Source organism: Streptomyces sp. NPDC085900 (genome assembly GCF_044540925.1).
In the GTDB taxonomy this organism is placed as follows: domain Bacteria; phylum Actinomycetota; class Actinomycetes; order Streptomycetales; family Streptomycetaceae; genus Streptomyces; species Streptomyces gilvifuscus.
On the sequence record NZ_JBITSP010000002.1, the window covers coordinates 511,092 to 529,313 of the forward strand.

General features: G+C 72.4%; 17 protein-coding genes. 10 read left to right on the forward strand and 7 right to left on the reverse strand.

What is annotated here, in order from left to right:
* Positions 1 to 138 precede the first annotated feature (138 nt).
* From ACIGDI_RS07040 to ACIGDI_RS07060, 5 genes are all read left to right on the forward strand, one after another.
* Positions 139 to 1,857, forward strand: coding sequence for a SulP family inorganic anion transporter (locus tag ACIGDI_RS07040; protein ID WP_399891664.1), 1,719 nt, complete (start codon positions 139 to 141; stop codon positions 1,855 to 1,857).
* The gene (locus tag ACIGDI_RS07045; protein ID WP_399891667.1) at positions 1,854 to 2,255 is read left to right on the forward strand and encodes a pyridoxamine 5'-phosphate oxidase family protein; all 402 of its coding nucleotides are present in this window, start codon (positions 1,854 to 1,856) and stop codon (positions 2,253 to 2,255) included. The genes ACIGDI_RS07040 and ACIGDI_RS07045 overlap by 4 nt, the downstream gene beginning before the upstream one ends.
* A 3-nt stretch (positions 2,256 to 2,258) precedes the next feature.
* Complete coding sequence (locus ACIGDI_RS07050; protein WP_390628924.1) at positions 2,259 to 2,684, forward strand: ATP-binding protein; 426 nt, start codon at positions 2,259 to 2,261, stop codon at positions 2,682 to 2,684.
* Between the two features lie 121 nt (positions 2,685 to 2,805).
* Positions 2,806 to 3,156 carry a metalloregulator ArsR/SmtB family transcription factor gene (locus tag ACIGDI_RS07055; RefSeq protein WP_200701619.1) on the forward strand — a complete coding sequence of 117 codons (351 nt, stop codon included), beginning with the start codon at positions 2,806 to 2,808 and terminating at the stop codon, positions 3,154 to 3,156.
* A gap of 220 nt (positions 3,157 to 3,376) precedes the next feature.
* A complete protein-coding gene (locus ACIGDI_RS07060) occupies positions 3,377 to 5,086 on the forward strand; it encodes an LCP family protein (RefSeq protein ID WP_399891672.1) in 1,710 nt (569 codons plus the stop codon).
* Between the two features lie 12 nt (positions 5,087 to 5,098).
* Here the strand turns inward: ACIGDI_RS07060 and ACIGDI_RS07065 are convergent, their stop codons facing one another.
* Positions 5,099 to 6,385, reverse strand: coding sequence for an MFS transporter (locus ACIGDI_RS07065; protein WP_399891675.1), 1,287 nt, complete (start codon positions 6,383 to 6,385; stop codon positions 5,099 to 5,101).
* 162 nt (positions 6,386 to 6,547) lie between these two features.
* On the opposite strand from ACIGDI_RS07065, the gene ACIGDI_RS07070 reads away from it, so the two are divergent.
* On the forward strand, positions 6,548 to 6,889 hold the full coding sequence (locus tag ACIGDI_RS07070; RefSeq protein ID WP_234491065.1) for a metalloregulator ArsR/SmtB family transcription factor: 342 nt from the start codon (positions 6,548 to 6,550) through the stop codon (positions 6,887 to 6,889).
* A 32-nt stretch (positions 6,890 to 6,921) separates the two neighbouring features.
* Here the strand turns inward: ACIGDI_RS07070 and ACIGDI_RS07075 are convergent, their stop codons facing one another.
* Complete coding sequence (locus ACIGDI_RS07075; RefSeq protein WP_399891680.1) at positions 6,922 to 8,025, reverse strand: glycerophosphodiester phosphodiesterase family protein; 1,104 nt, start codon at positions 8,023 to 8,025, stop codon at positions 6,922 to 6,924.
* Between the two features lie 162 nt (positions 8,026 to 8,187).
* Between ACIGDI_RS07075 and ACIGDI_RS07080 the strand changes: the two genes are divergently transcribed.
* From ACIGDI_RS07080 to ACIGDI_RS07090, 3 genes are all read left to right on the forward strand, one after another.
* Positions 8,188 to 8,868, forward strand: coding sequence for a class I SAM-dependent methyltransferase (locus ACIGDI_RS07080; RefSeq protein WP_399891683.1), 681 nt, complete (start codon positions 8,188 to 8,190; stop codon positions 8,866 to 8,868).
* Between the two features lie 349 nt (positions 8,869 to 9,217).
* A complete protein-coding gene (locus tag ACIGDI_RS07085) occupies positions 9,218 to 10,333 on the forward strand; it encodes a GNAT family N-acetyltransferase (RefSeq protein WP_399891686.1) in 1,116 nt (371 codons plus the stop codon).
* 108 nt (positions 10,334 to 10,441) lie between these two features.
* On the forward strand, positions 10,442 to 11,422 hold the full coding sequence (locus tag ACIGDI_RS07090; protein WP_399891689.1) for a S1C family serine protease: 981 nt from the start codon (positions 10,442 to 10,444) through the stop codon (positions 11,420 to 11,422).
* 18 nt (positions 11,423 to 11,440) lie between these two features.
* Here ACIGDI_RS07090 and ACIGDI_RS07095 read toward each other — a convergent pair whose 3' ends face one another.
* The 5 genes from ACIGDI_RS07095 to ACIGDI_RS07115 form a co-directional block, all read right to left on the reverse strand.
* Positions 11,441 to 12,022, reverse strand: coding sequence for a hypothetical protein (locus ACIGDI_RS07095; protein WP_399891692.1), 582 nt, complete (start codon positions 12,020 to 12,022; stop codon positions 11,441 to 11,443).
* A gap of 82 nt (positions 12,023 to 12,104) precedes the next feature.
* Entirely contained in the window at positions 12,105 to 13,622 is a 1,518-nt protein-coding gene (locus tag ACIGDI_RS07100) for an amidohydrolase (protein ID WP_399891694.1), read from the reverse strand.
* 74 nt (positions 13,623 to 13,696) lie between these two features.
* A complete protein-coding gene (locus ACIGDI_RS07105; protein ID WP_399891697.1) occupies positions 13,697 to 14,350 on the reverse strand; it encodes a hypothetical protein in 654 nt (217 codons plus the stop codon).
* A 132-nt stretch (positions 14,351 to 14,482) separates the two neighbouring features.
* On the reverse strand, positions 14,483 to 16,321 hold the full coding sequence (locus ACIGDI_RS07110) for a glycoside hydrolase family 15 protein (protein ID WP_399891700.1): 1,839 nt from the start codon (positions 16,319 to 16,321) through the stop codon (positions 14,483 to 14,485).
* 95 nt (positions 16,322 to 16,416) lie between these two features.
* On the reverse strand, positions 16,417 to 17,196 hold the full coding sequence (locus ACIGDI_RS07115) for a DeoR/GlpR family DNA-binding transcription regulator (RefSeq protein ID WP_399891703.1): 780 nt from the start codon (positions 17,194 to 17,196) through the stop codon (positions 16,417 to 16,419).
* A gap of 122 nt (positions 17,197 to 17,318) precedes the next feature.
* On the opposite strand from ACIGDI_RS07115, the gene ACIGDI_RS07120 reads away from it, so the two are divergent.
* The gene (locus tag ACIGDI_RS07120) at positions 17,319 to 18,200 is read left to right on the forward strand and encodes an SIS domain-containing protein (protein WP_399891706.1); all 882 of its coding nucleotides are present in this window, start codon (positions 17,319 to 17,321) and stop codon (positions 18,198 to 18,200) included.
* Positions 18,201 to 18,222: the final 22 nt, after the last annotated feature.

Here is an 18,222-nt window from a genome sequence, read left to right on the forward strand (position 1 = left end):
CACTGCACGGCCGGTTGGCCCTGCCGACCGCTTCCACCCCTCTGCATGACAGATGCTGAATTGCAAATTTTCGCAATTGGTTAGATGCTGTGATTGCTGTGCTCGCAAGTAAGGCCAGGGAAGCCGAGGCGCCACCCGATGACCACCGCACTCCGCCGGGCGGCCGCCCGCATCTCGTCGTTGCTGCCCTCCCGCACCGATCTCGCACAGGTACGGCGTGATCCGCGCCGCGACCTGCTCGCCGGTCTGACCGTGGCCATCGTCGCCCTGCCGCTCGCGCTCGGCTTCGGCGTCTCCTCCGGACTCGGCGCCGAGGCGGGGCTGGCGACCGCCGTGGTCGCGGGCGCCCTCGCCGCGGTGTTCGGCGGGTCCAACCTCCAGGTGTCCGGCCCGACCGGTGCCATGACGGTCGTACTGGTGCCGATCGTGGCCCGCTACGGCCCGGCGGGGGTGCTCACCGTCGGACTCATGGCGGGCGTCCTGCTGGTCGGTCTGGCTGTGCTGCGGGCCGGCCGGTACATGCAGTACGTGCCCGCGCCGGTCGTCGAGGGCTTCACCCTCGGCATCGCCTGCGTGATCGGCCTGCAGCAGCTCCCGAACGCGCTCGGCGTGCCCAAGCCGTCGGGCGACCGGGTGCTGGTCGTGGCCTGGCGGGCCGTCGAGGAGTTCGCGCAGTCCCCGAACTGGACGGCGGCCGGCCTCGCGGTCGGCGTGGCCGCGGTGATGCTGCTGGGGGCGCGGTGGCGGCCGACCGTGCCGTTCTCGATCGTCGCCGTGATCGCCGCGACGGCCGTGGCCCAGCTGGCGCACCTCGACGCGGCGAAGCCGATCGGCGACCTGCCGTCCGGGCTGCCGATGCCGTCGTTGTCCTTCCTCGACCTCGGCTCGCTCGGCACCCTGCTCGCCCCCGCGGTGGCGGTCGCCGCCCTGGCCGCCCTGGAGTCACTGCTGTCGGCGTCGGTCGCCGACGCCATGACGGTGGGCCAGCGACACGACCCGGACCGGGAGCTGTTCGGACAGGGCCTGGCGAACATCGCGGCACCCCTGTTCGGCGGGGTCCCGGCGACCGGCGCCATAGCCCGTACCGCCGTCAACGTCCGCACGGGCGCCAGCTCCCGCCTCGCCTCCCTCGTCCACGCCGCCGTCCTCGCCCTGATCGTCTTCGCGGCGGCGCCCCTGGTGTCGAGGATCCCGCTGGCCGCGCTCGCCGGCGTCCTGCTGGCCACCGCGATCCGCATGGTCGAGGTCGGCTCGCTGCGGGCCATGGCGAAGGCGACCCGCTCCGACGCGCTGATCCTCGTCCTGACCGCCGTCGCGACTCTGGCCCTCGACCTCGTGTACGCCGTGATCATCGGCCTCGCCGTGGCGGGCACCCTCGCCCTGCGCGCCGTCGCCCAGCAGGCCCGGGTCGAGCAGGTGCCGCTGGACCGGGGCGACCACAGCGACGAGGAGCACGCGCTGCTCGCCGAGCACATCGTGGCGTACCGCATCGACGGTCCGCTGTTCTTCGCCGCCGCCCACCGCTTCCTGCTGGAGCTGACCGAGGTCGCCGACGTCCGCGTCGTCATCCTCCGTATGTCCCGGGTGTCGACGATGGACGCGACCGGCGCCCTGGTCCTGAAGGACGCGGTGGAGAAGCTGCGGCGCCGGGGCATCGTGGTCCTCGCCTCCGGCATACGCGCCGGCCAGCTGCAGGTCCTCGACTCCGTCGGCGCCCTCGACCTCCTCAGGGGCGACGGCCACGAGTACGCCACCACGCCCGAGGCGATCCGTGCCGCGCGCGACCACCTGGAGGCGGCCGGCGTCCTGCCCCCGCCCCGGCCCTCGGACACCGCGGCGGAGGAGGCCCTGCGATGAGCACCGTCCCCGCCACCCTCCGCGTGGTCCGGGTCTCCGGCGCGGAGGCCCTGTGTCTCCTGGAACGCAGCAGCCTGGGCCGGCTCGTGTACACGCAACGGGACCTGACCGTGCTGCGGCCCGCCGCGCACGTCTGGGTCGACGGCGGCCTGATCGTGCGCACGTCGGCCCCGGCCGCGGCAGGGCCCGTGACGGCCACGTACGAGGTGGAGGAGAGCCGCGCCGTGCCCGGCACCGGCTGGACGGTGACCGTCTCCGGTCCGGCCGAGGTCGTCGCCGACGTAGAGGACGCCGTCCGCCGTGCTCCCGCCGGCTGGACGCCCGGCCCGCACGACACGATCCTCCGCATCCGCCCCCGGACCGTCGCCGGTTTCCGGGTCGCCCACAGGGAGGCGTGAGGGATGCCCACGCGACCGCAGAGCCTTCCCCACCGGCACGTCCTCACTCTGCCCACCGAGCCGTCGGCCGTCCGGACGGCCCGGGAGACGGCCGAACAGGCCCTGGTCGAGTGGGGGATCGGACTACGGCACAGCACCGTGGACCCGGCCCTGCTGATCCTGAGCGAGCTGGTCACCAACAGCGTCCGGCACGCCGCCGCCCTGTCCCCGACGGTGACCGTGACGTACGCGGCGGGCGCGGACTGCCTGGCCTTCGCCGTGCACGACCGCCATCCCTACCAGCCGCCGCTGTACGGAGCGGTCACCGGGGCCGGCTCCGGGGGTCTCGGTACGGTCATGGAACTGCTGCTCGGCCTGCACGGCACCGCGGTCGTCCGCCCCGACGCCGACGGCGGCGGCAAGAGCATCTGGATCACCCTGCCGCTCTGACCGGAGCGGGCCGACGATGATCCTCACACGACAATCGGTAATTGCTAAAGTCGATAATTGATGATGTCGTACCGCCGGATGCGGCGGTCCGATCTTTTGCGCGGGTTGAGGAGACGGCACGGTGAGCACGCCGCTGTACCAGCTGAAGGCCGAGTTCTTCAAAACCCTCGGGCACCCGGCGCGCATCCGTGTCCTGGAGCTCCTGAGCGAACGGGAGCACGCGGTCGCGGAGATGCTGCCCGAGGTGGGCATCGAACCCGCGCACCTGTCCCAGCAGCTCGCGGTGCTGCGGCGGGCGAACCTGGTCGTGACCCGCAAGGAGGGCTCGACCGTGTACTACTCGCTGACCAGTCCGGAGGTCGCCGAGCTGTTGCGGGTGGCGCGGACGATCCTCTCCGGGGTGCTGGCCGGGCAGGCGGAACTGCTCGCCGATCTGCAGGCCACACAGGGGTCGGCGAAGCCCCCCGCCTGACGTCCGCCCCGGACGAGCGCGCCGCCGCCGCGGCGGTCGTGATCGGGACCTCGAACGCGCAGGCGGGGATGTGATCCCGCCCACGGGCGGGCTCAGCAACGGTTGCTATATTGCGCAATCATCCAAGCCGTGGGGTGCGCCCTGACGTGCGGGGCGGTCGCCCGCCGCCCGGTCGTCGCGCCGGGACGGTTGGCGTCGGCCACAGCGTAGGGAGTGGGACTTGAGCGACCCCTGGGGCGAAACCCGCGGCCGTGCGGGCACCCGCAGCCGGACGGCCGGAGTCCCCCGGCAACGGGAGACGGGTGACGAGGCGTCCGGCCTCGCCCCCGGCGGCCGGGCGGCCGCCCGGCGGGCGGCCCAGACACGGGGACGCCGCGCGGGGCGCCGGGCCAAACCCGTGGCCCGCCGCAGGCGGCTGGCACGCATAGCCCTGTTCACCGTCTCGGGGCTGGTCCTGGTGATCGCGGGCGCCGGCGCCTGGCTGTACGAGCACCTCGACGGCAACATCAACAGCGTCGCCCTCGACGACGGTGCCGGCGGCAAGGAGAAGGCGGACGCCTTCGGACGGACCCCGATCAACATCCTGGTGATCGGCTCGGACGGCCGGAACAACGCCGCCGACTGCAAACTGGGCGGCGGCTGCGGCTCGGCGAAGTCGACCGTCGGGCACAACGCGGACGTGGAGATGCTGGTGCACGTCTCCGCCGACCGCTCCAACGCCACCGTGATGAGCATCCCCCGCGACACCATGACCCGGGTCCCCGCCTGCAAGGACCCCGACAGCAACCAGTCCACGGGCGGCTACTACGGGCAGATCAACAGCGCCCTGCAGTACGGCCCGGCCTGCCAGGTCAAGACCGTCCACGACCTCACCGGCATCACCGTCGACCACTTCGTGATGCTGGACTTCTCGGGCGTCGTGAAGATGTCCGACGCGGTGGGCGGTGTGTCGGTGTGCGTCAGTGACAACGTCTACGACACCTACTCGCACCTCAAGCTCGCCAAGGGCACCCACACTCTCAAGGGGGACGCGGCACTGGAGTTCGTCCGCTCCCGGCACGGCTTCGGCGACGGCAGCGACCTGGGCCGTACCGTCTCCCAGCACCTCTTCCTCAGCGCCATGATCCGCAAGTTCAAGAGCGCGGGCACGCTGGAGAACCCGACCAAGGTGTACTCCCTCGCCGACGCGGCCACCAAGGCGCTGACCGTGGACACCGGGCTGGGCAGCGTCTCCAAGCTGGTCGACCTCGCGACCGACCTGAACAAGGTCCCCTCCAAGCGGATGACGTTCACCACCATGCAGACCGGGGCCGACCCGGCCGACGCCAACCGGGTCGTGCCCGCGGCCGCGGCGAAGGCCCTGTTCGCCGCCATCGTCAACGACCAGTCGCTGAGCGGCGGCAAGAAGAAGGCGTCCGCCGCGCCGTCCGCGTCCGCCGCGGCCACGGTGCCCGCCTCCGAGGTCGCCGTCGAGGTGGAGAACGGCACCACCACCGGCGGACGTGCCTCGGTCGTCGCCGACGGGCTCCTCGCCAAGGGCTTCGGCTCCGGCACCACCTCGGGCAACGCCCCCGCCCAGTCGTCGAGGACGACGATCACGTACGGGCCCGGGCAGAAGGCCAAGGCCCAGACCGTCGCCGCCGCGCTGGGGCTGCCCGCCTCGCACCTGACCCAGGGCACCGCGGCGGGCGTGGTCCTGGTCATCGGCGGCGACTGGCCCTCCGGTACGACGTACCCCTCCTCGGGCGGCTCGTCGGCGGCGCCCGCCGACACGCACGCTGCCGTCTCCGACGCCCACGCCCAGACCGCCGACAAGGCCAAGACCTGCGCGAAGGTCAGCCCGTACAAGACCGTCGAGATCAACGGCGTGGCCATGACCCCGGCCCAGGCCTACGCGGCGGCGAGCGACAAGAAGGACTCCGCACCCTGAGCCCGGGAACTCTCAGCGGTCGTGTGCCATGCGGCGTGCGGTGGTGAGCGGGCGGGGCGATGCGGCGGGGCCGTAGCCGACGGCGGCCGTTCGCGGCGACGGCCACAACCGCGCCGCCCCCGCGGACGCGGCCAGCGCGATCGCGCCGAGGGTGACGACGGCCGCCTGCAGACCGGCCTCCGCGCCGAGCCACCCCGCCAGGGGGTAGGTGAGCAGCCAGCAGCTGTGCGAGAGCGAGAACTGGGCCGCGAACGCCGCCGTACGCTCCTCGGCCGGCGCGGCCCGACGCACGAGCCGTCCGGTGGGCGTGAGCACCATCGAACAGGCGGCGCCGAAGGCCGCCCAGACCACCAGCAGCGCGGGCCAGCGCCAACTCCCGCTCCCCGCCGCCGTGATGGCGCCGAGCCCCACGAAGACGAGCCCGAGCAGCAGGGCCCCGCGCAGCATCACGGCACGTTCGGGGACCTTCTCCAGCACCCGGGGCAGCACGAGCGCCACGGCCATCGACCCCGCGCCGTACGCGCCCAGCGCGAGAGGTACCGCACCGGCCGGCCGGTCCAGCACGTCGCGCACGTAGACGACGGAGTTGACGGTCACCATCGCGCTCGCGGCGGCGACCGCGAGGTTCAGGGCGAGCAGCGCGCGCAGTTGCGGGACGGCGAAGAAGAGCCGGGTGCCCGCGGTGGCCCTGGCGTGGACGCGGCCGGGTCGCGTGGAGCCGGTGGCGGCCGGCTTCGGCAGCAGTACGGAGACCACGAGCGCTGACGACGCGACGAAGCCCAACACCGTGCCGGTGAACAGCCAGTTGTAGGTGACCACGGTCAGCAGGGCCGCGGCGAGTGCCGGGGAGAACAGGCTCTCCAGGTCGTAGGCGAGCCGGGACAGCGACAGGGCGTGGGTGTAGTCGCGCTCCTCGGGCAGCACGTCGGGGATGACGGCCTGGAAGGCGGGGGTGAACGCGGCCGAGGCCGACTGCAGCAGGAAGACCAGGACGTACACCTGCCAGACCTGGTCCACGAACGGCAGCAGCAGCGCGACCCCGGCCCGGGTCAGATCGGCGGCGACCATCAGCGCCCGGCGGGGCAGCCGGTCGGCGAACGCGCCGATCGCCGGTGCGATGAGGACATAGGCCACCATCTTGATCGCGAGGGCGGTGCCGAGCACCGCGCCCGCGTCGCCGCCCGCGATGTCGTACGCCAGCAGCCCGAGGGCCACGGTCGCCAGCCCGGTGCCGACCAGGGCGATCACCTGGGCGGCGAAGAGGTGGCGGTAGGTGCGGTTGCGCAGGACGGCGAGCATGCGGCGGCTCCGGGGGCGCGAGGCGGCTCGGTGCGACCAGTGTAGCCATCATGTGCGCATCTGCGCACATGATGGCTGGAAGGGGAGTCAGGCTGCGCCGATGCCTCCGCCCTCGCCGGGCCGCGGTGCCTCTACGCTGTTCCCATGTCGGGACGCGACCCCATGTCAACTGCATCCGGTGCGCATCTGCGGACCCCGGACAGCGCACGGCTGGCCGAGGCGACCGGGGTCTTCGCGATGCTCTCGGACGCCACCCGGCTGCATCTGCTGTGGCTGCTGGCGCAGGGCGAGTCGGACGTCGGGACGCTCACCGAGCACACCGACGCCTCACGTACGGCGGTCAGCCAGCACCTGGCGAAGCTGCGCCTGGCCGGCCTCGTCGACACGCGCCGGGAGGGCCGACACATCCACTACCGCCTCAGCGACGGGCATCTGCGCCGCCTAGTCCTGGAGGCGCTCAGCCACGCGGACCACCGGGTGAGCGGTCAGGCGCCGCACGACTGACACGGCCGCCAGGACCGGCTCACCGGCGGCGATCACTTGGCACTGTCAGCACGCCCCGGAGCGGTGGGCCGGTGGGGCTCATAGGGCCTCGGCAGGCGCATGCCACGGTCGGCCATGATCTGCCGGACGTGATCGGGGTAGTTCGTGATGACGCCGTCGACACCCATGTCCATGAGCGCCTCGACGGTGGCCGGGTCGTCGCAGGTCCACGGAACGACCTTCAGCCCGCGCGCGTGGGCCTCGCGGACCATCGCCCGGTCCGAGTAGAAGCGGAATCCGGGGTCGCCGACCTTGCCGGTCTGCGGGAAGCCGTAGTTGGGGGAGAGGGCGCGCACGCCGGGAATCGTCGCGGCGGCCTTGACGAAGTCGCCGCCGTAGTCGTCGGCGTCGATGCCGCCCAGCCACGGCGAGGCTCCGGGCAGGCCCACCTGGAGGAAGTCGTAGTTGGTCAGGGCGACCAGCGGCCACCTGGGGGCCAGCCGGTGCATGACCTTCAGCGCGCCCCAGTCGAACGACTCGATGGTGACCTGGCGTTCGATGCCGGAGCGGTGGATCTCCTCGTACACCCGGCGCACGAACAGCTCGCGCGGAGCCGTCTCCTCGGGTGCGCCCGCCTCCACCTTGGTCTCGATGTTCAGCTTCAGTCCCCACGCGCGGTAGCTCTTGACCAGGTTCAGGACGTCCTTCAGTTCGGCCATCCGGTTGCCCTCGACCACCTCCTGCTCCGGGAAGCCGGGGAGCTGCCGGTAACCGCAGTCCATCGTCTTGATCTGGGCCAGCGTCAGGTCCTTGATGTACTTGCCGACGTACGGGTACACCGGGTCGCTCGGCGTGACCGGTGCCGTGTCACGGCACTTGACGGAGCTGACCTGCCGGTCGTGGGTGACGACGACCTTCTCGTCCTTGGTGATCTGCGTGTCCAGTTCCAGGGTGGACACACCGAGCCGCATCGCCTTGGCGAACCCCGCGAGGGACTCCTCGGTCGTCATGCCGATGCCGCCCCGATGGGCCTGCAGATCGAACCGGCTCTTCGAGCGCGGTACAGGGGTGCCGTCGTAGGGCGTGGCGTGAGCGGCCACCGGGAGGGCGAACAACGGAGCCAGCGCCAGGCCGGCGAGGACGTGTCTTGCGGACATCACTACCTCACTCGTGTCGGGTCGGGCCGTCTGCAGACGCTAGTGCGGCCGGCCCCGAGCTCAACGCCCCCGACATGACCGGGCCGTGAATGTCCGAAAACGCTTGCAGGGTGAAGGGAACGGCGGCGGGCGGAGGTTCGTTGGAACGGCATGGCGCTGAACATGCGATCCGGGCACAGCGGGACGGGGCCCGGTGCGATCACGCCGGACGGATGCGCGGTCGAGCTGTACGCGCGGTTGCCGGTGCGGGAGGAGCCCGACGTCGTCGCCGCGGCCGTGCCGCAAGGGGCGCGCATCCTGGAACTCGGCTGCGGCGTGGGGCGGGTGACCCGTCCACTGCTGGAGCGCGGCTTCGCGGTGACGGCGGTGGACGAGTCGCCGGAGATGCTCGCCCGGGTCCGCGGGGCACGCACGATATGCGCGCCGATCGAGGAACTGGACCTCGGAGAGACCTTCGACGCCGTGCTGCTCGCGTCGTTCCTGGTGCACGCGGGCGACGCCGAGGTGCGCCGGGCGCTGCTGCGCACCTGCGTACGGCATCTCGCCCCCGGCGGCCGCGTGCTGATCCAGCGCGAAGGCGCCGACTGGCACACGAACGTGCCCCGCGAACGCGTCGACCCCAGCGGCTGCACGGTACGGATCGTCTCGGCAGAACCGGTCGGTGACGGGGTGAACTCGGTTCACGCGGAGTACGCGTTCCCGGACGCCACCTGGACCCACACCTTCCTCACCCGGCCCCTGACCAAGGAGCAGTTCGAGGAGGCACTGGCGGAGGCAGGCCTGCGGGTGGACGCGTACCTGACGGAGGACGGGGTGTGGGTGGGGGCGGTGCGCGCGGAGTAGGCCTCGGGGTCGCCCGCGGTAGCCCTGGCGGCGCGAGCGGTTCGACGGATGGCGCATCACCGACCTCCCCCTGGGTAGGCGCTCTTGACAACATGCGTACTGTTTCGCGACGTTTGATCCACGTCGGACAGTTCGCGACCGGAGGGGTCAATCGCGAAACGAGCGTGTACACAGCGTGGAATCGGCTGATACTGAATTAAGCGGTAGGACGCGGACAGCGCGTCATGGGGGGACGTCACGGGGGAGCGATCGCCGATGCGATCCATGAACAGAAGGTCACCCGCCCATCCGGCCTGCGCCGCCGTCGGCGCGTTCCTCGCGGAGCCTGTGGAAGGACGGTTGATCTGAAGTGGACGTCACGATCCACAGAGCCGACGAACTGAACGCCTCACTGCGCGAAGCCTGGCACCGGGCCATGGACGAGTCGCCGGAGTACTCCAACCCCTTCCTGGCGCCCGAGTTCGCCCTCGGCGTCGGCCGGTACCGGTCCGGTGCGCGCATCGCCGTCCTGCGCGAGGGCGGGGACCCGGCTGGGTTCTTCCCCTACGAGCGCAACCCCTTCGGCGTCGGCCGGGCCGTCGGTCTCGGCCTGTCCGACTGCCAGGCCCTGGTGCACCGCCCCGGCTTCACCTGGGACGCCCAGGAACTGCTGAAGGCGTGCGGGCTGTCCATCTTCGAGTTCGATCATCTCGTCGCGGAACAGAAACCGTTCGGCAGACATGTCACGGGGACGTTCGCCTCCCCGGTCGTCGACCTCAAGCCCGACCCCAGCGGCTACGCCCAGTGGCTGCGCGGCGCCTACCCGGGGCTCGCCAAGACCACGTTGAAGAAGGAGCGCCGCCTCGGCCGCGACGTCGGCGAGGTGCGCTTCGAGTTCGACGAGCGCGACCCGCGGATGCTGCGCCGGCTCATGCAGTGGAAGTCCGCCCAGTACCGCAGAACCGGACGGATGGACCGTTTCTCCAAGCCGTGGATCGTCGACCTGGTGAACCACCTGTTCCAGGTCCGGGAGCCCCACTTCACCGGGGTGCTGTCCGTCCTGTACGCCGGAGACCGCCCGGTCGCCGCCCACTTCGGGCCGAGATCGCGCACCGTGCTCGCGGCCTGGTTCACCGCCTACGACCCCGAACTGCACTACTACTCGCCCGGCCTGATGATGCACCTGCGCACCGCCGAGGCGGCGGCCCGCAACGGGGTGACGCTCATGGACCTCGGCCGCGGCGACAAGGAGTACAAGGACTGGCTCAAGACCCGCGAGCTGCGCGTGTCGGAGGGCTTCGCCAGCCGCCCCCACCCCGTGGCGACGGCCCACCGGCTGTGGCGCCGGCCGGTGCGCGGCCTGCGCAACACCGTCAATGCCCACCCCGAGCTGCGCGCCCCCGCCGACCGCCTGCTGAGGACGATCGGCACGCTGCGCACCTCGCGGGGGACCGGACCGGGTGGAGCGGGGCCCGGCACCCGCTGAGCGTGGGCGGCGGGCGGGCGTCAGCCCGCAGCGAAGTCCGGTCCGCTTGCCGGGGCAGGGGTGTAAGCATGTAATTCCAGCCTCTTGGGCAAGCGGAAAGGCCGACTCGTGGCCGAGACACTTTCCGGGCCCGACCGCTCCGGCGAGGAGCAGGCCGCGGTCGACTCCTACTCCCGGACCGTCACCTCCGTGGCCGGCGAACTCACCCCGAAGGTGGCGGCCCTGAACGCCGCCCACCGCCGCGCGGGACGCTTCGTGGTCGGCACCGGCTCCGCCGTCGTCTTCACCGACGACGGCTTCCTGCTGACCAACGCCCATGTCGTCGGCCACTCCGACGCCGGTACGGCCTCCTTCGCCGACGGCACCACCATCCCCTTCCACGTCATCGGGGCGGATCCGCTGTCCGACCTCGCCGTGGTCCGCGCCGACGGGCCGACCCCGCCGCCGGCCCGCCTCGGCGAGGCCGACGCGCTCCGGGTCGGCCAGCTCGTCGTCGCCGTCGGCAACCCGCTCGGCCTGGCCGGCAGCGTCACCGCCGGCGTGGTCAGCGCGCTGGGCCGGTCGCTGCCGGCCGGCACGGGCCGGGCGACCCGGGTCATCGACGACGTCGTCCAGACCGACGCGACCCTGCACCCCGGCAGCTCCGGTGGCGCGCTCGCCACCGCCGACGGCCGGGTCGTCGGCATCAACACCGCCATCGCCGACATAGGCCTGGGCCTGGCGATCCCCGTGAACGGCACCAGTCGGAAGATCATCGCGGCTCTCCTGGCAACGGGCCGGGTCCGCCGCGCCTACCTCGGCCTCGCCGGCACCCCGAGCCCGCTGCCCCCACCGGTGCGCGCCCGCACCGGCCGGCGCACGGGCCTGCGGATCGTCGAGGTCGTTCCCGCGTCCCCGGCCGCCCGCGCCGGCCTGCGCGCCGGCGACCTGCTGCTCACCGCGGGCGAGGAGCCGGTGACCGGCGCGCAGGCGTTGCAGCGCCTGATGCTGGAGGACGCCATCGGGCGCCCGCTGGCCCTGACCGCCCTGCGCGGCGACGCGCTGGTGGACGTCGTCGCCGTACCGGTGGAGCTGGTCACCGACGACTGAGCGCGCTCGCCTCCGGGGTCAGGGGGTTCCGTTCCAGCTGTGGGCCACGTCCACGATCACGTGGCCGTCCGTCCGCAGCACCCGGAACGGCAGCCGGGTCCGCACGCCGAGCCCGAGCTGGGTGTAGCCCTCGAAGCTCGCGCCGAAGCGGGTGTCGCGGAAGGCGCGGTAGCCGGTGAGGTCGACGCCCGGCAGCGGGCGGCCCGCCTTGGCCGGATACGTCGGCTTGCCGGTCTCGGGATCGTACGCGGGCGCGCTGATCCGCACTTCGAGGATCGCTCCGCCGCCGACGTGGATCTCACGCCCCGATCCGTCCTGGTAGAGGTGGGTGACGTACTCGACGGAGTAGCCGAGAGCGCTCCGGTTCGCGCCGGGGATGTCGATGACCATCCGGTCGTAGCAGGTGTGGCGGCCGGTCCTGACGTTCTTCACCGGTGTCGAGGTGCTTGCCGAGTGGGTCTTGGGCAGGCTGCCCCAGCCCGTGGGGCAGGCGGTGGTGCGGGCGGTGGCGGCGGTTGCCGCCTCGACCGGAAGGGCGCTCGCGCCCAGCGCGGTGACCAGGAGTGCCACTGCCGCCCAAGCTGATCTGCTTCGTTTCATCTCGTCCCCCGAAGCGTTGTCGGTGCTGATATGGCAGAAGACATTCAGGATGGCCGAAAGGTTGCGGTCTCGCCGAGTTCCGTCAGCCGGGGCCGTGGGTCCAGCGGCCGCCCAGCAGCGTGCCGTACACCGGCATCCGCCGCAGTGTGCGGGCGTCGGCCGTCTCGGGGTCGGCTTCGACGATCACCAGGTCGGCCCGGTCCCCGGCCCGGATCGCCGTGCGGCCCCGGGCCGACGCCGCGAGCGCCGCCCGTACCGGCACGCGCTGTTCGGGATGCCAGGCGGGCCGCCCGTCGTCGGTGCGGTGGACGGCGGCGGCGATGCCGAGCCACGGGTCGAGCGGTGCGACGGGAGCGTCGGAGCCGAACTCCAGGCGGGCGCCGGCCGCCAGCAGATCGGCGTAGGCGAAGGCACGTCCCGTGCGTCCGGCCCAGTGCCGGTCCGCCACGTCCCGGTCGTCGACTGCGTGCGCGGGCTGCACGCTCGCCGTGACGCCCAGTTGCGCGAACCGCGGCACGTCGGCCGCCCTCAGCAGCTGGGCGTGCTCGATCCGGCCCCGGCAGCCCACCGCCGCGAACGCGTCCAGGGCCAGCGTGTTGGCCCGGTCGCCGATCGCGTGGACGGCGGGCTCGATGCCGTGCGCGGCGGCTCGCCGCATCAGACGGACCAGCTCGGGGTACGGCGTCTCCTCGATGCCGTGGGCCTCCGGCGTGCCCTCCAGACCGGGGTACGGCTCGCAGCACAGGGCGGTGCGGGTGTTGAGGGAGCCGTCCGTGAAGAGCTTCAGCGGCCCGACCCGCACCAGGCCGCCGGTGCCGGGCAGCACGTCACCCGTCCGCAACCCGCGCTCGATCACCGCGTCCAGGTGCCCGGGATACACGGCGGCCCGCACCCGCACCCCGAGCGGCCCCCGTCCCGCGCGCCGACCCCAGTCGGCGAGGTTGTCGGAGAAGTGGAAGTCGACGATCCCCGTCACGCCGTGACCGGCGGCATCCCGGCAGGCCTCGGCCACCCACCGGTCCAGGACCTCGACCGGTACCTCGGGAAGTGCCCGCAGCACCTCGAAGCAGTCGTGCTCCCGCAGCAGCCCCGCCGCGTGTCCGGGCCGCCCCACCAGGGCCAGGCACGCCGAGTTCAGCCACGCGGCGTGCAGATCGGCGCTGATCAGCGCGACCGGCCGGTCCGGGCACACCGAGTCCAGCAGCGCCCTGTGCGGCGCGTCCGGCCACAGCCCGTCCCGGAAGCCCTGGCCGACGAGCACTTCACCGTCCGGCAGACCACGCGCGTACGACCGTACGGCTTCGGCCACCGCATGCGCGGATCCGAGACCGGCGAGGTCGACGCGCCGCCGGTTGCCGGCCCACTGCGCCGCGTGCACGTGGGCGCCCCACAGCCCCGGCAGCACGGTGCGCCCGTCCATGTCCAGGGCGGGGCCGCCGAGTTCGTCCGTCTCCGCGACGGCGACGACCCTGCCGCCGTCGATCCGCACCCTGCCCAGCGGCCCGCCGGGGCCCAGCCGCACCCGGGCGAGGGTCAGCGCAGGCGGCCGGCTCTCGGAGCCGTCCGTGAGAGGAGCGGGTGTGCCGTCGACGGTCGTCATGCGGGCTCCAGGCGTCAGGACACGCACGGCGGGGGCCGCTCGTGGCCCCCGCCGCGGGATGATCTGCCCCGAGGCTACGCGGGCACCGCCGATCGGGCACCGGTCGCGCCGCGGTAGGTGGAGATGCCCACGGCCAGCAGCCACCAGCTGAGGAGCACGCCCATCAGGGCGGTGGTGCCCCAGCCGTTCGCCGCGTAGAAGTGCGCGGGCGTGTTGCCGAAGAACAGCGACGGCACGAACGCGAGGTTGATCACCGCGAGGGCGGAGGCCGACCTGCCGACCCAGCGCGGCAGCAGACCGGTGCGGGTGACCACGTAGCCCAGCGTGCCGAGGAAGAGTCCGACCAGCAGCCGGGAGATCGACCCGTAGAGGATGTACGTGCCGCTGACCGTGATCGTCGGATCGATCGGGTGGTCGGCGGCGATGACCGCGCCGGCCTCCAGCCCCGAGGAGACCAGGGCGATCGTCGCGTAGACGAGCCCGACGGTGAAGGCGATCGCGCCCGCCCACTCGTAGTCGGGGCGGGTGCGCCTGACCAGTTCGCGGAAGGCGGTCACGAACAGCACCAGTGCGGTGAGTCCGACGATGCCGAGCAGCAGCCGGGACAGCACGTTCGCGTCCGGCGGCGGCCCCGAGTAGACGAAGTACAGGGGTACTTGGACGATGAGCGCGACCGCGGCGACGACGCCGGCGATGCCGGTCAGGCGCCTGGCGAAGACTTCGTTCATGGGTGGTCCCCCGAGCTGCGACGACGGATGAGGCGTCGGCCGTTGTGCCGACGTCATGAATCCTGTCGCTCGCGCGGTCCGCCGTCCCTGGGTCTGGACACCGGATGCGGGGTGGTGTCACCTACACCCGCGTCAGCCCAGCGCCTTGTCCAGGTTGAAGGCCGCGCTGATCAGCGCCAGATGCGTGAACGCCTGCGGGAAGTTGCCCTGTTGCTCCCCGGTCTGGCTGATCTCCTCGGCGTACAGGCCGAGGTGGTTGGCGTACGTGAGCATCTTCTCGAACGCCAGGCGTGCCTCGTCGACCCGCCCGGCGTGGACCATCGCCTCGACGTACCAGAACGAGCAGATGGAGAAGGTGCCTTCGTCGCCGCGCAGCCCGTCGGGGCTCGCCATCGGGTCGTAGCGGTAGACGAGCGAGTCGGAGACCAGCTCGTGGGTGAGGGCGTCGAGCGTGGACAGCCACTTGGGGTCGGTCGGCGCGATGAACTTCGTCAGCGGCATCATCAGCACCGCGGCGTCCAGCACATCGCCGCCCTCGTGCTGCACGAAGGCCTGCCGCCGGTCCGACCAGCCCTCTTTCATGATCCGCCGGTAGATCGTGTCACGGCTCTGGCGCCAGCGCGGCAGGTCGGCCGGCAGGCCCCGGCGGTGGGCCATGCGGATGGCCCGCTCGATCGCCACCCAGCACATCAGGCGCGAGTACAGGAAGTTCTTGCGCCCGCCGCGGGTCTCCCAGATCCCCTCGTCCGGCTGATTCCAGTGCTCGCACACCCAGTCCACCAGGGCGCACACGTCGTCCCACTGGTCGCTGGAGATGGGCTTGGCCCACTTGTCGTAGAGGTAGATGGAGTCGATGAGCGCGCCGTAGATGTCGAGCTGGAGCTGCTCGGCGGCGGCGTTGCCGATCCGGACCGGCGCCGAGCCGTGATGGCCCTCCAGATGGCCGAGTTCGGACTCGGTGAGGTCGGTGCGGCCGTCGATGCCGTACATGATCTGCAGCGGGCCGGAGGGCCTGCCGTCGCCCGGACTGACGTGCCGGGTCACGAACTTCATGAACGCCTCGGCCTCGTCGGTGAACCCGAGCCGCAGCAGCGCGTACACGCAGAAGGCCGCGTCACGCACCCACACGTACCGGTAGTCCCAGTTGCGCTCGCCGCCCAGCTGCTCGGGCAGGCTCGTCGTCGGCGCGGCCACGATGGCGCCGGTGGGCGCGTAGGTGAGGAGCTTGAGGGTGAGCGCCGAGCGGTGCACCATCTCCCGCCAGCGGCCACGGTACTTGGAGGCCGACAGCCAGCGGCGCCAGTACACCACCGTCGTGTTGAACTGCTCCTCGGCCTCGACCTTCGCGCAGCGGCGCGGCTCCACGGCACCGCCGACCTGGTCCAGCGCGAACACCGCCGTCTCGCCCTCGGACAGCTTGAAGTCGGCCCGCGCGTCCAGGCCTTCGGCCTCCAGGGGAACCGTCGACGTCAGGGCGAGGGAGAGCTCGTCGGCCTCGAAGACGGCGACCTCACCGTCCATCCGTACGGTGTGCGGCCGGGTGCCGTAGGCGAAACGCGGCGCGACCCGGGTGCGGAACGGGATGGAGCCCCGCACGCACACCACGCGCCGGATCAGCCGATGCCGCTCCGGCTCCCCGAACCCGTCGTCGACCGGCATGAAGTCCTGCACCTCGCCGACGCCGTCCTCGGTGAAGAAGCGGGTGATCAGGACGTTGGTGTCGGGGAAGTAGAACTGCTTCGTCTTCGCCGGCACGGATGCGGCCAGCTCGAAGCAACCGCCCCGGTCGGCGTCCAGGATCGCCGCGAAGACGCTCGGCGCGTCGAAGGCCGGGCAGCAGTACCAGTCGATGGTGCCGTCCGTGCCCACCAGGGCCACGCTGCGCAGATCGCCGATCAGCCCGTGCTCGGCGATCGGCAGATACCGGCCGGCGGCCGTCGGGACGTCCTGGTCGATCGCTCGTGCGCCCATCGCTGCCTCCCGCACCCGACACGCATCCCGGCACTCAGCCTAGGCGGAAACGGGGCCGGCGGCGCGTGGATCGCGGTACCCCCGGACGTGCCGGGTCAGACCGTGAGGACCACGACGCCCGCCTCCTCGAACCGGCGGACCTCCTCCGGGTCCGCCGCCGTGTCCGTCACCAGCGTGTTCACGGCCCCGGCCGCGCAGATCCGCGCGAACGCCCGCTGACCCAGCTTGCTGGAGTCGGCGGCGACGACCACCCGCTCGGCGCGCTCGCACAGCAGCCGGTTGATGGCGGCCTCCGCCTCGTCGTGCGCCGCGGCCCCGTGCGTGACGTCGAAGGCGACGACGCCGAGCACCGCCACGTCGACGGTGATCTGCCCGAGCACGCCGTCCGCGAGCGGCCCGATGAGCTCGTACGACTGCGGGCGCGCGACCCCGCCGGTGACCACGATCTTGAACTGGGGGCGTACGGCGAGCTCGTTGGCGATGTTGAGGGCATTCGTGACGACGGTGAGCGCGGGGGAGCCGGAGGTGAGGTCGCCGCGCACGGCGAGGGCGCGCGCCACCTCGGTCGTCGTGGTGCCGCCGGTCAGCCCCACCGCCTGGCCGGGCGTGATCAGCTCCGCCACCGCCTTCGCGATCCGCTGCTTCTCGGAGGCGTGCCGGGCCGTCTTGTAGCGCAGCGGCAGCTCGTACGACACCCCGTGCACCACCGCGCCGCCGCGGGTGCGCACCAGCATCTGCTGTTCGGCGAGCTGGTCGAAGTCGCGCCGGATCGTCGCCGCGGAGACTTCCAGCTCGCCGGCCGCCTCCTCGACGTCCAGCCGACCGCGCTCGACGAGCAGCTCCAGCAGCGCCTTCCAGCGGGCGTCGCGCGACATCCGCCCTCCATTCCTCGGTCTCCCGGCGACCCTAGCGCACCCTGAACGCGCTCGAATGCTTGATTGTGCTCGAAAGCTCGCTATATCTTGCAAGAACAAGCAGACAGAGGGAGGGGTGCGACATGACGCACGTCGAGGACGAGCTGACGAGTCAGCCGGAGTGCTGGACACGGGCCGCGACCGAGGCGCCGCGGCACGCGGCGGTGCTCCCGGCGCCGGGGGAGCGGGTCGCGATCGTCGGATGCGGCACCTCGTACTTCATGGCGCAGGCCGCCGCCGCGCTGCGCGAGTCGGCGGGACAGGGCGAGACGGACGCCTTCGCCGCCTCCGAGTTCCCCCGCGGCCGCTCCTACGACCGCGTCCTGGCCCTCACCCGCTCGGGCACCACCACCGAAGTCCTGCATCTCCTCGACGAGTTGAACGGGAGCACCCGCACGACCGCGCTCACCGCCGACCCGCACACCCCGGTCATGCGGGCGGCCGACGACGTCGTCGTCCTCGACTTCGCCGACGAACGGTCCGTCGTCCAGACCCGGTTCGCCACCACCGCGCTCACCCTGCTGCGCGCCCACCTCGGCCTGCACACCGACGCCGTCGTCGCCGACGCCCGCACCGCCCTCTCCCGGCCCCTGCCCGAACGGCTCGTCGACTGCACGCAGTTCACCTTCCTGGGCCGCGGCTGGACGGTGGGCCTGGCCAACGAGGCCGGCCTGAAGATGCGCGAGGCCGCACTCGCCTGGACCGAGTCCTACCCGGCGATGGAGTACCGGCACGGCCCCATCAGCGTCACCACCCACGGCACTGCCACCTGGATGTTCGGCGAGGCACCCGAGGGCCTGGCCGACCAGGTGCGGGGCACCGGCGCGTTGTGGATCGCGGGCCACCTGGACCCGCTCGCCGAACTGGTCCGCGCCCAGCGCCTGGCCGTCGCCGTAGCCGCGGCCCGCGACCTCGACCCGGACCGGCCCCGCCACCTCACCCGCTCGGTGATCCTCGCCCCCTGACGCACCTCTTCGAACGGGAGAA

Bases quoted from the DNA above. Each gene is read 5' to 3' on its own strand.
- ACIGDI_RS07040 (WP_399891664.1), top strand. From the start codon at position 139: ATGACCACCGCACTCCGCCGGGCGGCCGCCCGCATCTCGTCGTTGCTG.
- ACIGDI_RS07045 (WP_399891667.1), top strand. From the start codon at position 1,854: ATGAGCACCGTCCCCGCCACCCTCCGCGTGGTCCGGGTCTCCGGCGCG.
- ACIGDI_RS07050 (WP_390628924.1), top strand. From the start codon at position 2,259: ATGCCCACGCGACCGCAGAGCCTTCCCCACCGGCACGTCCTCACTCTG.
- ACIGDI_RS07065 (WP_399891675.1), bottom strand. From the start codon at position 6,385: ATGCTCGCCGTCCTGCGCAACCGCACCTACCGCCACCTCTTCGCCGCC.
- ACIGDI_RS07070 (WP_234491065.1), top strand. From the start codon at position 6,548: ATGTCAACTGCATCCGGTGCGCATCTGCGGACCCCGGACAGCGCACGG.
- ACIGDI_RS07075 (WP_399891680.1), bottom strand. From the start codon at position 8,025: ATGTCCGCAAGACACGTCCTCGCCGGCCTGGCGCTGGCTCCGTTGTTC.
- ACIGDI_RS07080 (WP_399891683.1), top strand. From the start codon at position 8,188: ATGCGATCCGGGCACAGCGGGACGGGGCCCGGTGCGATCACGCCGGAC.
- ACIGDI_RS07095 (WP_399891692.1), bottom strand. From the start codon at position 12,022: ATGAAACGAAGCAGATCAGCTTGGGCGGCAGTGGCACTCCTGGTCACC.
- ACIGDI_RS07100 (WP_399891694.1), bottom strand. From the start codon at position 13,622: ATGACGACCGTCGACGGCACACCCGCTCCTCTCACGGACGGCTCCGAG.
- ACIGDI_RS07105 (WP_399891697.1), bottom strand. From the start codon at position 14,350: ATGAACGAAGTCTTCGCCAGGCGCCTGACCGGCATCGCCGGCGTCGTC.
- ACIGDI_RS07110 (WP_399891700.1), bottom strand. From the start codon at position 16,321: ATGGGCGCACGAGCGATCGACCAGGACGTCCCGACGGCCGCCGGCCGG.
- ACIGDI_RS07115 (WP_399891703.1), bottom strand. From the start codon at position 17,196: ATGTCGCGCGACGCCCGCTGGAAGGCGCTGCTGGAGCTGCTCGTCGAG.
- ACIGDI_RS07120 (WP_399891706.1), top strand. From the start codon at position 17,319: ATGACGCACGTCGAGGACGAGCTGACGAGTCAGCCGGAGTGCTGGACA.